Source organism: Enterobacter sp. (assembly GCF_977039595.1).
The window spans coordinates 84,866-97,248 of the sequence record NZ_CDRQYH010000004.1 but is presented as its reverse complement, the minus strand read 5'-3'; the positions used below and the strand labels follow the sequence as shown (position 1 = coordinate 97,248).

Below are 12,383 nucleotides of genomic sequence, written 5' to 3'. Positions count from 1 at the left end.
GCGGGGGTTCACTTTTTTATCCCGAGGAACTATGGAAACACGTCGCGATGACCGCATTGCTCAGCTGCTACAGGCGCTGAAGCGCAGCGATAAGCTGCATCTTAAGGAAGCCGCCAACCTCCTCGGCGTCTCAGAGATGACCATTCGTCGGGATCTTAACAGCGAAAGCGCGCCCGTCGTGCTGCTGGGCGGGTATATTGTGCTTGAGCCGCGTAGCGCCAGCCATTATCTGATCAGCGACCAGAAGACGCGCCTGGTGGAAGAGAAACGCAAAGCCGCCCGGCTTGCAGCCTCGCTGGTACAGCCGCACCAGACGCTATTTTTTGATTGCGGCACCACCACGCCGTGGATTATCGAGGCCATCGACAGCAGCATTCCTTTTACTGCCGTGTGCTACTCCCTGAACACCTTTCTGGCGCTTCAGGAGAAACCCGAGTGCCGGGTGATCCTGTGCGGCGGCGAGTTTCACGCCAGCAACGCCATCTTTAAGCCGCTCAACCTGCAGGACACGCTCAGCAATCTCTGCCCGGATATCGCGTTTTATTCCGCGGCGGGCGTCAACGTGCGCCAGGGCGCGACCTGCTTTAACCTGGAAGAGCTACCGGTGAAGCACTGGGCATTAAGCGCCGCGCAGTACCATGTGCTGGTGGTCGATCACAGCAAATTTGGTAAGGTCCGTTCGGCAAGAATGGGCGAGCTGGCGCAGTTCGACGCCATCGTTAGCGACTGCCGCCCGGACGACGAGATTGTGGCCCACGCGAAGGCGCAGCAGGTGAAGTTGATGTATTAAGAGGGTGCGGTCTGATGCCCTCACCCCAGCCCTCTCCCACAGGGAGAGGGAGAAAACCCATCAGGTTTAGCTGAACCAGCTGCCGAACCAACCGTGGAATTTCATCATCACGAAATCCCACATCCGGCTGAAGAAGCCGCCCTCTTCGACCGCTTCCATTACAATTAACGGACGCTGTTCAATTGATTTACCGTTTAGCTGGAAATCAATCGTCCCGACTACCTGGCCTTTTTTCAGTGGCGCGGTGAGCTGCGGGTCGGTCAGGGTGTAGCTGGCCTTCAGGTTTTTCAGCTGACCACGCGGAATGGTCACCGAGCCCGCCTCACCCGCGCCCAGGTTCACTTCGCTCTTGTCACCAAACCAGACGCGCTGGCTGACGAACGTGGCATCCGGTTTAATCGGCGTCACGGTTTCATAGAAGCGGAAGCCCCACGTCAGCAGTTTTTCTGACTCATTAAAGCGAATACGGTCGGTTTTGGTGCCCAGCACTACCGAAATCAGGCGCATGTCGCCCTGGGTCGCGGAGGCCACCAGGTTATAGCCCGCGCCCGCCGTGGTGCCGGTTTTCATTCCGTCCACGTTAACGTTGCTGCTCCACAACAGTCGGTTGCGGTTCGGCTGACGGATTTTATTGAAGGTAAACTCTTTCTCTTTATGGATGGCGTATTCATCCGGCACGTCGTGGATCAGCGCTTTCCCCAGCAGCGCCATGTCGCGCGCGGTACTGAACTGTCCCGGCGAATCCAGACCGTGAACCGTTTTGAACGTGGTGTTGGTTAAGCCCAGTTTCTGCGCATAGCCATTCATCAAGCCAATGAAAGAATCCTGGCTGCCGGCAACATAATCGGCCAGCGCGATGCATGCATCATTTCCCGACTGAATAATTACCCCTTTGTTCAGATCGGAAACGGAGACCTGATCCCCAGGCTTCAGGAACATCACCGAAGAGCCCCGCAGCGCCGGGTTGCCGGTCGCCCAGGCATCCTTCCCGATGGTGACCATATCGTCCAGCTTGATCTTGCCCGCTTTCAGCGCCTGACCGACCACATAGCTGGTCATGATTTTGGTCAGGCTTGCCGGATCGAGTTTCTCATCTGCATTACCTTCCGCCAGCACTTTACCGCTGGAATAATCCATCAGGATCCATGCGCGCGCGTCCACAGGCGGCGCTTCGGGCGCAGCCTGCTCAGCTGCGTAGAGAGTTGGTGCAAACATGAAAAGGAGCGCAGAGCCTGTCGCAAGGCTGCGCAGAGAAGTCATTTTACGCGTCATAAATGCCACCCGAGTGTCCATTCAAAAATTACGTCACATCACCGTGTCGCAAGAAGCGATGAGTAATAGCGCACTAAAACGGTTAAAGAAACCCAACGAGGGTAAAGTTATTAAAGTTTATGCAATAACATTCAGATACGCTTTGATTCTGACGATTTTTTTGTCTTCTGTTGCGTAATTGTTAGGTTTATCTCACCATGGCAAAAGCTGACCCGGATTCACATCTCATCAGGAGTAAACATGATTACGCTTTGGGGCAGGAACAACTCGACCAACGTTAAGAAAGTGCTCTGGACGCTCGAGGAGCTGGATTTACCGTTCAACCAAATTATGGCCGGTATGTCGTTCGGCGTGAACAAAGAGGCCGACTATCTGGCCATGAACCCGAACGGCCTGGTGCCGCTGCTGCGCGATGATGAAACAGACGCGACGCTTTGGGAGTCCAACACCATTGTCCGTTACCTTGCCGCGCAGTACGGTCAGGGCCGCCTGTGGGTTGAAAACCCCGCCCGGCGTGCCCAGGGTGAAAAGTGGATGGACTGGGCGAACCAGACGCTGTCTCCAACCCACCGCGTGATCCTGATGGGGCTTATCCGCACGCCGGAAGCCGAACGCGATTATCCCGCGATTCACGCCGCGCAGGATGCCTGCGAAAATCTGTTTGCGATGATGGATGAGGAGCTGGCGAAGCACGCCTGGTTCTCCGGCGAGGCGTTCGGCGTGGGCGATATTGCCGTGGCACCCTTCGTCTGGAACCTGACCAATATGGGCCTGAAGTGGACGCCGCGCCCTCACCTTGAGCGCTGGCTAAAACAGCTGAGCGATCGCCCGGCGTACCGCAACGTGGTAATGATCCCGGTCACCTGATTACGCGCCGGACGGGCTGACTTTCAACAGTTGCCCGTCCGTCTCGTCGGTCAGGACATACAGATATCCATCCGGCCCGACCCGCACATCGCGAATACGCTGATCCCGGTCGCCCAGAATACGCCCGTCCTCCGTCACCTTATTGCCGTCCACGCTCAGCACGATCACGTCCTTCTCCTTCAGCGCGCCGATAAACAGCTTGTTTTTCCACTGCGGGAAGACGTCGCTGTTGTAAAACGCCATGCCGCTCACCGCAGGTGACACTTTCCAGACGAACAGCGGTTTTTCGGTTCCCTCAACGTGCTCGCCTTTAGCTTCCGGGATTTTCAGGCCGCTGTAGTTAATGCCGTGCGTCGCCAGCGGCCAGCCGTAGTTTTTTCCTTTCTCCGGAATGTTGATCTCATCCCCGCCTCGCGGGCCGTGCTCGTTCAGCCAGAGCGTGTCGCTCCAGGGGTTCATCGCCATCCCCTGCGGGTTGCGAATGCCGTAAGACCAGATTTCGGGTCGCGCACCGGGGGTATTCACAAAGGGGTTATCCGGCGGGACTTTTCCGTCTTCGGTAAGGCGCACCACTTTACCCTGCAATTTATCCAGATCCTGCGCCGTCGGACGCTGATTGTTCTCGCCGAGTCCGATAAAGAGAGAGCCTTTGCCGTCGAACACCAGTCGCCCGCCAAAATGGTTACCGGTTGAGAGTTTCGGCATCTGGCGAAACGCCACCTGGAATCCCTCGATGCGGGAATAGTCGTCGCTCAGGCGGCCATAGCCTACCGCCGTGCCGGCTTTGCCGTCATGCCCGGCCTCGGCGTAGCTCAGCCAGACGCGGCGCGACTTCTCAAAATCCGGGGCAAGCACCACGTCCAGCAACCCTCCCTGACCGTTTGCCCAGACCTTCGGCACTCCTACAATCGGATCGGAGAGCCCTTTTCCGGCCTGCCAGCGTTTGAGCTGACCACTCTTCAGGGTCACCAGCAGCCCGTCATTATCCGGCAGGAACGCCAGGGACCAGGGGTGATCGAGTCTGTTTTGCAGCACCTCGACCTTTACCGCCTCTGGCGCAGCAAGAAGTGCAAACGGAATGAATAATACAGGCAGGGAAATCAGCGAGGATCGAGGCATAACGCACTCCTTTATCGGCATATGGCATAAAGATTAGCCACTGCGTCCGGGCGCGTTAGCACTTTTACAAAAGCTTAAGCAGAAGGGGGAGTTGCCTCCCCCTGGATCAGTGCTGTTCAAGCTTCTCGTGCTCGTTCAGGCACATGATGCAAAGAGAGAGCGTTGTCAGGCAGTTTTCAAGCTTCTCCGCGTTTACGGCGATAAAGTTCGGGCAGTCGTGGCGTCCGTTCATCAGACATACCCCAGCGATGGAGAGCACCTCAGCGGCGCGGCGCAGCGCGATCAGCTCACTTTCGCCGTAATTCGCCTTCAGGGTCGGTGCTTTTTCACGCATGAAATTACACAGTTCAAACAGGTTATCACGCAGATGTTCGCTTTCGCTGACTGACATATACCCTTTTGCCTTCCTCAACTGCAGGTACGCGGCCAGGTCGATTCGGGCGTTGATCAGCTTGTTCAGCAGATCGCGTTTTAGTCTGTCAACGGTCATGCTCTTTCCTCCTCTGTCAGCCATGGTGCATAGTCAGGGTAAGTACATTTTTTGTACAGTTTAATGCCTGGGATCAATTTTTATTAACTGATTAACATTATTTACAATGTTACAACGTCAGCCCGACGCATCCACCTTGCAAAGAGTGTATAAATCCCCCGCGATACGCTGTAAAATCCCGCCCTGATAACTCCATAATTGATGAATTTTTAACCTATGAGCAATGTTACGCACCAGCCGAAAATCGGCTTCGTCTCCCTGGGCTGCCCGAAAAACCTGGTGGATTCAGAACGCATCCTGACCGAACTGCGCACCGAGGGCTATGACGTGGTGCCAAGCTACGACAACGCCGATATGGTGATCGTTAACACCTGCGGGTTTATCGACAGCGCGGTCCAGGAATCACTGGAAGCCATCGGTGAAGCCCTGACGGAAAACGGTAAAGTGATCGTGACCGGCTGTCTGGGCGCGAAAGAAGACCAGATCCGCGAAGTGCACCCGAAGGTGCTGGAGATCACCGGCCCGCACAGCTACGAACAGGTGCTGCAACATGTTCATCACTACGTGCCAAAACCAAAGCATAACCCGTTCCTGAGCCTGGTGCCGGAACAGGGCGTGAAGCTGACGCCGCGCCACTACGCGTACCTGAAAATTTCCGAAGGCTGCAACCATCGCTGCACCTTCTGCATCATCCCATCCATGCGTGGCGATCTGGTGAGCCGTCCGATTGGCGAAGTGCTGGCTGAAGCCAAACGTCTGGCCGACGCGGGCGTGAAGGAGCTGCTGGTCATCTCCCAGGACACCTCTGCCTACGGCGTGGACGTGAAGCACCGCTCCGGTTTCCATAACGGCGAGCCGGTGAAAACCAGCATGGTTGGCCTGTGCGAACAGCTGTCCAAACTCGGTATCTGGACGCGCCTGCACTACGTCTACCCGTACCCGCACGTTGACGATGTCATCCCACTGATGGCGGAAGGCAAAATTCTGCCGTACCTGGACATCCCGCTGCAGCACGCGAGCCCGCGTATCCTGAAGCTGATGAAACGTCCTGGCTCCGTTGACCGCCAGCTGGCCCGCATCAAGCAGTGGCGTGAGATCTGCCCGGAACTGACGCTGCGCTCCACCTTTATCGTCGGCTTCCCGGGTGAAACCGAAGAAGACTTCCAGATGCTGCTCGACTTCCTGAAAGAAGCGCGTCTGGACCGCGTCGGCTGCTTCAAGTACAGCCCGGTAGAAGGCGCAACCGCCAACGAGCTGGCGGACCAGGTGCCGGAAGAGGTGAAAGAAGAACGCTGGAACCGCTTCATGCAGCTGCAGCAGCAGATTTCTGCCGAGCGTCTGCAGGAAAAAGTGGGCCGCGAGATAATGGTTATCATCGACGAAGTTGACGAAGAAGGCGCGATTGGCCGCAGCATGGCGGACGCCCCTGAAATCGACGGCGCGGTGTACCTGAATGGCGAAACCAACGTTAAGCCAGGTGATATTATTCGCGTGAAGGTTGAAAACGCCGACGAGTATGACCTGTGGGGTAGCCGGGTTTAATCTTCCTGCTCCTCTTTTGTAGGCCGGGTAAGGCGTAGCCGCCACCCGGCACATTTCACTGCGCTATCCCTTAATCCTCGGATCCAGCGCGTCGCGCAGACCGTCACCCAGCAGGTTAAACGCCAGCACGGTCAGAAAAATTGCCAGGCTCGGGAAGATCGCCACGTGCGGTGCAATCACCATATCCGCCCTCGCCTCGTTCAGCATCGCGCCCCACTCCGGCGTTGGAGGCTGAGCCCCCAACCCTAAAAACGACAGGCTGGCCGCCGAGATAATCGACACGCCGATACGCATGGTGAAATAGACCACGATGGACGACACCGTACCCGGCAGAATATGGCTGAACAGGATGGTGGCGTCGCTGGCCCCCATGCTGCGGGCAGATTCTATAAAGGTCTGCTGTTTCAGCACCAGCGTGTTGCCGCGCACCAGGCGCGCAAACGCCGGAATCGAAAACACCGCGACCGCAATGATGACGTTGGCCATGCCGCTGCCCATGATCGCCACCACGGCAATCGCCAGCAGAATGCCGGGAAAAGCAAACAGCACGTCGCAGATGCGCATGATGATGCGGTCCCACCAGCCTTCGTAATATCCGGCAACGAGCCCCAGCACGGTACCGATGGCCGCGCCGATCAGCACCGCGAACACCCCGGCGGCAAGCGAGATTTGCGCCCCGACCAGCACGCGGCTAAAGATATCGCGCCCGAGGGAGTCCACGCCGAACCAGTGCAGCATCGACGGTCCGTCGTTCAGACGGTCGTAGTCAAAATAGTTTTCCGCATCAAATGGCGCCACCCACGGCGCAATCACCGCCACAGCAATAAGCAGCAGCACAAACAGCCCCGCGGTCATCGCGACCGGCTGACGGCGAAAACGCCGCCAGAATTCAGACCACGGGGTGCGGACGTGGTCCGGTTTGAGCCCCGGCATCGCGTTTAAAACGGCCTGACGTCGCCAGTTCAATAATCGCATCTTACTTATACCTGATGGCCGGGTTAATGGCGGCGTAGAGCACGTCCACCACTAAGTTGATAAGAATAAACTCCAGCGAGAAAAGCAGGACTTCCGCCTGAATTACCGGGTAGTCGCGCATCTCGACGGAGTCGACCAGCAGGCGTCCCAGCCCCGGCCAGTTGAAGACCTTTTCCACCACGATAGAGCCGCCCAGCAGGAAGCCAAACTGCAGCCCCATCATCGTCACCACCGGGATCATCGCGTTGCGGAACCCGTGCTTGAGAATGACCCACTTCTCGCTGACCCCTTTCGCCCGCGCGGTGCGAATATAATCTTCGCTCAGCACGTCAACGAACGAGGCGCGGGTAAAGCGGGCCATCACGGCCGACACGGCAGCCCCAAGCGTCATGGAAGGCAGGATGTAATGCTTCCAGGTATCGGCCCCGACGGTGGGCAGCCAGCCCAGCTCAACGGAGAAGATCTGCATCAGCAGCATCCCCAGCGCGAACGCCGGGAAAGAGATACCGGTGACCGCCAGCGCCATGCCGAGCTTGTCCGGCCAGCGGTTGCGCCAGACGGCAGCGACAATACCGGCGCCAAGCCCAAACACGACTGCCCAGCTCATGCTGGCAATCGTCAACCAGAACGTCGGCATAAAGCGGGTGGCGATCTCCTCCGACACCGGACGACGCGACACCATCGAAATACCAAAGTCACCCTGAAGAACGTTGCCAATATAGTGCAGAAACTGCATATACAGAGGCTGGTCAAGACCCAGCTGTTTACGCACCAGATCAATGACCGTGGCATCCGCTTCGGGCCCGGCAACCAAACGCGCCGGATCGCCCGGCAGCATATGGACAAACAAAAACACCAGCACCGCCACAATCAGCAGCGTCGGAATAAGCCCCAGCAGGCGTTTACAAACATAATTCAGCATGGGCGTTATTTTAAATCCGCATCGTCAAAGCTAAAGCCCGTATCAGGCATGATGTAGAACCCGGTCAACGCTTTGTTATGGGCTGACACCAGCTTCTCCACCACCAGCGGCACCCACGGCGACTCTTTCCAGATGATGTCCTGTGCGTCCTTATAGAGACGAGCTTTCTCGTCCGGTTTAGTGGTTTTCAGGGCATCGGCAAGGTCTTTGTCCACCTGCGGGTTGCTGTAGAACGCGGTGTTGAACAGGGTTGGCGGCCAGTTCTGCGAGGCAAACAGCGGCGACAGCGCCCAGTCGGCTTCACCAGTCGATGCCGACCAGCCGGTGTAGAACATCCGCACGCCGCTCTCTTTCTGCCCTTTCCCCTCCACTTCTGCCGCACGCTGTCCGGCATCCATTGCCGTGACCTGTACCTTGATACCCACCTGCGCCAGCTGCTGCTGGGTAAACTGCAGCACCTTCTGGGCGGTGCTGTGATTATGCGACGACCACAGCGTGGTGCTAAAACCGTTCGGGAAGCCCGCCTCTTTCAGCAGCTCGCGCGCTTTAGCCGGATCGTACGGCCACGGCTGATAGCTTTGCGCATAGGCGATAGCCGGCGGCAGCACGCCGGTGGCCGGGGTGGCATAGCCCGCAAAAGCGACCTTCACCAGCGCCTGACGGTTAATGGCATAGTTAATAGCTTCGCGCACCTTCGGGTTATCGAACGGCTTTTGCGTGACGTTCATGCTGATGTAGCGCTGCATGATCGACGGGCTGGCGACCAGCTCCAGCTTGCTGTTTTTCTGCAAAATGGCGGCCTGCTCATACGGGATCGGGAAGGCAAACTGCGCCTCGCCGGTTTGCAGCATCGCCGCGCGGGTGTTGTTGTCCACCACCGGGCGCCAGGTGATGGTATCCAGCTTCGGCAGCCCCTGCTGCCAGTATCCCGCGAACTTCTTCACCTTCACAAAATCGGTCTGGTTCCAGGTGAGCAGTTCGTAAGGGCCGGTGCCAACAGGGTGGAAACCGATCTCTTTGCCGTATTTCTGCAGCGCGGCAGGGGAAATCATCGCCGTTGCCGGATGCGCCAGAATATTGATAAACGCGGAGAACGGCTCTTTCAGGGTGATTTTTACCGTCGCCGGGTCGACCACCTCGGTTTTGGCGATGTTTTTATAAAGGTTATAGCGCTTGAGGCTGTTTTCAGGATTGCTGGCGCGATCGAGGTTAATCTTCACCGCCTCCGCATTGAAGTCTGTCCCGTCCTGGAACTTCACGCCGGTTCTGAGCTTGATGGTGTAGACCAGCCCGTCGTCGGACACGGTGTACCCCTCCGCCAGCACGTTTTTGAGCTTCATCTCTTTATCCAGGCCGAACAGGCCCTGGTAGAACGATTTCGCCACCGCCTGAGAGAGCGTGTCGTTGGCGTCATACGGATCGAGCGTGGTGAAATTGGAGCCGACGGCAACCACCACATCTTTGGCAGCGAACGCGGGGGCAGCGGCCAGGGCTGCCGTCACGCTCGCGGCTAACAACCATCTACGCGCTACAAATGTAACCATTGTGTTCTCCTGCCTGTTGTAAGTTATAACCGCGAAAAAGCATTGTCCTGACGCGGGGGAGCGACGAAATGACCCGGCTCGACCTCGCGAAGCGTCACGCGCTCCACGGCCTCGCCGAGTTTATGAATATTACCCGGCATATCATCCTGCAGCAGCACGCGCTGGCCGTGACGATGCGCGGGATCGGCAACCGGAACCGCCGCAATAAGCTTGCGGGTGTACGGGTGCTGCGGGTTCTCGAACACTGTCCTTCGCGGCCCAATCTCCACGATCTGCCCCATAAACATTACCGCCACGCGATGGCTGATGCGCTCGACCACCGCCATGTCGTGCGAGATAAACAGGAAGGCGATACCCATATCCCGCTGTAAATCCAGCAACAGATTGATGATTTGCGCCCGAATAGAGACATCCAGCGCAGAGACGGATTCATCCGCAATCACCACTTTCGGGTTCAGCGCCAGCGCGCGGGCGATGCAGATACGCTGCCGCTGCCCGCCGGAAAACTCATGCGGATAACGCCAGGCGTGTTCCGGCTTCAGGCCAACGCGCTCCAGCAGCCATGCCACGCGACGCTGCGCCGCCTCGCCGTCGAGCAGGTTATGCACCCGCAGCGGCTCCATGATCGAATATCCCACCGTATGGCGCGGATCGAGGGAGGCATACGGATCCTGAAAAATAAACTGAATATCCCGCCGCACCGCCTGCAGCCTGCTGTCCGGAAGGGTATCAATGCGCTCGCCGTTAAAGGTGATGCTGCCCTCCTGAGATTCCACCAGACGGAGCAACGCGCGCCCGGTCGTGGATTTACCGCAGCCGGACTCCCCCACCAGCGCCAGCGTTTCGCCCGGCCAGAGGTCGAAGCTGACGTTTTCCACCGCGTGCACTTCGCGCTTCACCCGGTTCAACACGCCGCTGCGCAGCGGAAACCGAGTGACCAGATTTCGTACTTCCAGAATGGGCTTGCCCGGCACCACGGTGTCCTGCTCGCGCTCATCCTCCTGCAGCTCAGACGCCTCGAGGGAAATCAGCGGAAAACGGCGCGGCAGATCGCTGCCGTTCATCGCCCCCAGGCGCGGGACCGCCGCCAGCAGCGCTTTGGTGTAAGGATGCGCGGGCGCGTGAAAAATCTGCTCGACCGGGCCGGTTTCTACCGCGCAGCCCTTATGCATCACCAGTACGCGATCGGCGATATCGGCAACCACACCCATATCGTGGGTGATAAAGATCACCCCCATCTCCATCTCCTGCTGCAGCACGTTGATGAGCTGCAGGATCTGCGCCTGAATGGTCACGTCCAGCGCCGTTGTCGGCTCGTCGGCAATGAGCACCGCCGGACGGCAGGAAAGCGCCATGGCAATCATTACCCGCTGGCGCATGCCGCCGGAAAGCTGATGCGGATAGCGGCCCAGAATAGCCTGTGCCTCCGGAATGCGCACCAGCTCCAGCATCCGTCGGGCCTCTTTGAGCGCTTCATCGCCGCTCAGCCCCTGATGCAGGCGGATGGACTCGGCGATTTGTTCCCCGACCGGGAAAACCGGGTTCAGGGAGGTCATCGGCTCCTGAAAGATCATCGCAATGTCCGCCCCGCGTACGCCCTGCATCTGCGAACCGCTTAGCTCATTTAAATCAATGACCTGACGGTTACGGCGGCGCAGGAGCATTTTCTCGCTGCTGATTTGCCCGCCCGTCTGTTCCAGCAGGCGCATCAGCGCCAGCGCGGTGACCGATTTCCCGGAACCGGATTCGCCAACAATCGCCAGCGTCTCGCCGCGCCTGAGCGTGAACGATAAATTCTGCACTGCGGGGAAGAACTGCCGCTCTTCCTGAAACGCAATATTCAGCTGATGGACAGCCAATACTTCGCGGTTGTCCAGCTCTTCACTGTGCGGCACGCGCTGCCCCCTTATTCACGATAGATCCCCGTGCTCGGCTCATCACCGGCATAGCCCCAGGCGCGATACATGCCTTCGCTGTTGAACGGCAGGGCCACGTTGCCCTCACGATCCACCGCAATGAGTCCGCCGACGCCGCCCAGGGCAGGCAGTTTTTCCATCACCACGCGCTCGCAGGCCTCGCTCAGGCTTAAGCCGCCGTAATCCATCAGCGCGGTAATGTCGTAGGCCGCGAGGGCGCGAATAAACACTTCCCCGGTGCCGGTACACGACACCGCCGCCGTCGCGTTATTGGCATAGCAGCCGGCGCCCGGCAGCGGGCTGTCGCCGACGCGTCCAGGCAGCTTGTTGGTCATCCCGCCCGTTGACGTCGCCGCCGCGAGGTTTCCGGCTTTATCAAGTGCCACCGCGCCGACCGTGCCCATTTTGCTGCGCTCATCCAGCGGCGCAGTATGGTCAAGCTGCGTCATGCCCGCCGAACGAGCTTCCAGTAACTGCTGATAGCGCGCTTCCGTGGAAAACAGATCGGGCGATACCGGCTCCATCCCGTGCTCAAAGGCAAAGGTCTCCGCCCCGGCCCCCGTCAGCAGCACGTGCGGACTCTCTTCCATCACCAGACGCGCGGCCAGCACCGGGTTACGCAGGTGACTGACGCCCGCCACGGCGCCCGCTTTCAGGGTAATACCGTCCATCACGCAGGCATCCAGCTCGTGCGTTTCATTCCGGGTAAAGACCGAACCGATCCCCGCATTAAATAACGGGCACTCTTCCAGAAGGCGCACCGCCTCGGTGACCACGTCCAGCGCGCTTTCGCCCGCTTCCAGCATTCTCTGGCCCGTTTCCACAATGGCGTACAGCGCGTCGATGTAACGCTTTTCCTGCTCGGGACTGAGCTGTGCTCGGGTGATTGCCCCGGCGCCACCATGAATTGCGATTACCGCATTAACCATTCGCATCACCCGTTAGC

General features: G+C 58.5%; 11 protein-coding genes. 3 read left to right on the top strand and 8 right to left on the bottom strand.

The window, feature by feature from the left end; translation table 11 throughout:
• The first annotated feature begins 31 nt into the window (after positions 1-31).
• Entirely contained in the window at positions 32-790 is a 759-nt protein-coding gene (gene deoR, locus ACWYRJ_RS02630; RefSeq protein ID WP_008503427.1) for a DNA-binding transcriptional repressor DeoR, read from the top strand.
• 66 nt (positions 791-856) lie between these two features.
• On the opposite strand, the gene dacC is transcribed toward deoR, so the two are convergent.
• Positions 857-2,062, bottom strand: coding sequence for a serine-type D-Ala-D-Ala carboxypeptidase (gene dacC, locus ACWYRJ_RS02625; RefSeq protein WP_111963928.1), 1,206 nt, complete (start codon positions 2,060-2,062; stop codon positions 857-859).
• Positions 2,063-2,302: 240 nt separating this feature from the next.
• Here dacC and ACWYRJ_RS02620 point away from each other — a divergent pair, with 240 nt between their 5' ends.
• Positions 2,303-2,929, top strand: coding sequence for a glutathione S-transferase family protein (locus ACWYRJ_RS02620; RefSeq protein ID WP_455507366.1), 627 nt, complete (start codon positions 2,303-2,305; stop codon positions 2,927-2,929).
• Here ACWYRJ_RS02620 and ACWYRJ_RS02615 read toward each other — a convergent pair whose 3' ends face one another.
• Positions 2,930-4,048, bottom strand: a complete 1,119-nt coding sequence (locus ACWYRJ_RS02615) for a PQQ-dependent sugar dehydrogenase (RefSeq protein WP_455507365.1) — start codon at positions 4,046-4,048, stop codon at positions 2,930-2,932. It lies immediately after the preceding gene.
• 106 nt (positions 4,049-4,154) lie between these two features.
• Complete coding sequence (bssR, locus tag ACWYRJ_RS02610) at positions 4,155-4,538, bottom strand: biofilm formation regulator BssR (RefSeq protein WP_111963863.1); 384 nt, start codon at positions 4,536-4,538, stop codon at positions 4,155-4,157.
• A 216-nt stretch (positions 4,539-4,754) separates the two neighbouring features.
• On the opposite strand from bssR, the gene rimO reads away from it, so the two are divergent.
• Positions 4,755-6,080: a 30S ribosomal protein S12 methylthiotransferase RimO gene (rimO, locus tag ACWYRJ_RS02605; RefSeq protein ID WP_032639113.1), complete on the top strand. Its 1,326-nt coding sequence runs from the start codon at positions 4,755-4,757 to the stop codon at positions 6,078-6,080.
• Between the two features lie 63 nt (positions 6,081-6,143).
• On the opposite strand, the gene gsiD is transcribed toward rimO, so the two are convergent.
• The 5 genes from gsiD to iaaA are packed head-to-tail and all read right to left on the bottom strand — an operon-like array spanning position 6,144 to position 12,366.
• Positions 6,144-7,055: a glutathione ABC transporter permease GsiD gene (gene gsiD, locus ACWYRJ_RS02600; protein ID WP_024908682.1), complete on the bottom strand. Its 912-nt coding sequence runs from the start codon at positions 7,053-7,055 to the stop codon at positions 6,144-6,146.
• A gap of 1 nt (position 7,056) precedes the next feature.
• On the bottom strand, positions 7,057-7,977 hold the full coding sequence (gsiC, locus tag ACWYRJ_RS02595) for a glutathione ABC transporter permease GsiC (protein ID WP_274242420.1): 921 nt from the start codon (positions 7,975-7,977) through the stop codon (positions 7,057-7,059).
• A gap of 5 nt (positions 7,978-7,982) precedes the next feature.
• On the bottom strand, positions 7,983-9,521 hold the full coding sequence (gene gsiB / locus ACWYRJ_RS02590) for a glutathione ABC transporter substrate-binding protein GsiB (protein ID WP_149366230.1): 1,539 nt from the start codon (positions 9,519-9,521) through the stop codon (positions 7,983-7,985).
• Positions 9,522-9,544: 23 nt separating this feature from the next.
• A complete protein-coding gene (gsiA, locus tag ACWYRJ_RS02585; RefSeq protein ID WP_455507364.1) occupies positions 9,545-11,416 on the bottom strand; it encodes a glutathione ABC transporter ATP-binding protein GsiA in 1,872 nt (623 codons plus the stop codon).
• 11 nt (positions 11,417-11,427) lie between these two features.
• Complete coding sequence (gene iaaA, locus ACWYRJ_RS02580) at positions 11,428-12,366, bottom strand: beta-aspartyl-peptidase (RefSeq protein WP_115876043.1); 939 nt, start codon at positions 12,364-12,366, stop codon at positions 11,428-11,430.
• Positions 12,367-12,383: the final 17 nt, after the last annotated feature.

What these genes read in the sequence shown, in the direction of transcription:
- deoR (WP_008503427.1), top strand. Translation starts at nt 32, where the DNA reads ATGGAAACACGTCGCGATGACCGCATTGCTCAGCTGCTACAGGCGCTG.
- dacC (WP_111963928.1), bottom strand. Translation starts at nt 2,062, where the DNA reads ATGACGCGTAAAATGACTTCTCTGCGCAGCCTTGCGACAGGCTCTGCG.
- ACWYRJ_RS02620 (WP_455507366.1), top strand. Translation starts at nt 2,303, where the DNA reads ATGATTACGCTTTGGGGCAGGAACAACTCGACCAACGTTAAGAAAGTG.
- ACWYRJ_RS02615 (WP_455507365.1), bottom strand. Translation starts at nt 4,048, where the DNA reads ATGCCTCGATCCTCGCTGATTTCCCTGCCTGTATTATTCATTCCGTTT.
- bssR (WP_111963863.1), bottom strand. Translation starts at nt 4,538, where the DNA reads ATGACCGTTGACAGACTAAAACGCGATCTGCTGAACAAGCTGATCAAC.
- rimO (WP_032639113.1), top strand. Translation starts at nt 4,755, where the DNA reads ATGAGCAATGTTACGCACCAGCCGAAAATCGGCTTCGTCTCCCTGGGC.
- gsiD (WP_024908682.1), bottom strand. Translation starts at nt 7,055, where the DNA reads ATGCGATTATTGAACTGGCGACGTCAGGCCGTTTTAAACGCGATGCCG.
- gsiC (WP_274242420.1), bottom strand. Translation starts at nt 7,977, where the DNA reads ATGCTGAATTATGTTTGTAAACGCCTGCTGGGGCTTATTCCGACGCTG.
- gsiB (WP_149366230.1), bottom strand. Translation starts at nt 9,521, where the DNA reads ATGGTTACATTTGTAGCGCGTAGATGGTTGTTAGCCGCGAGCGTGACG.
- iaaA (WP_115876043.1), bottom strand. Translation starts at nt 12,366, where the DNA reads ATGGTTAATGCGGTAATCGCAATTCATGGTGGCGCCGGGGCAATCACC.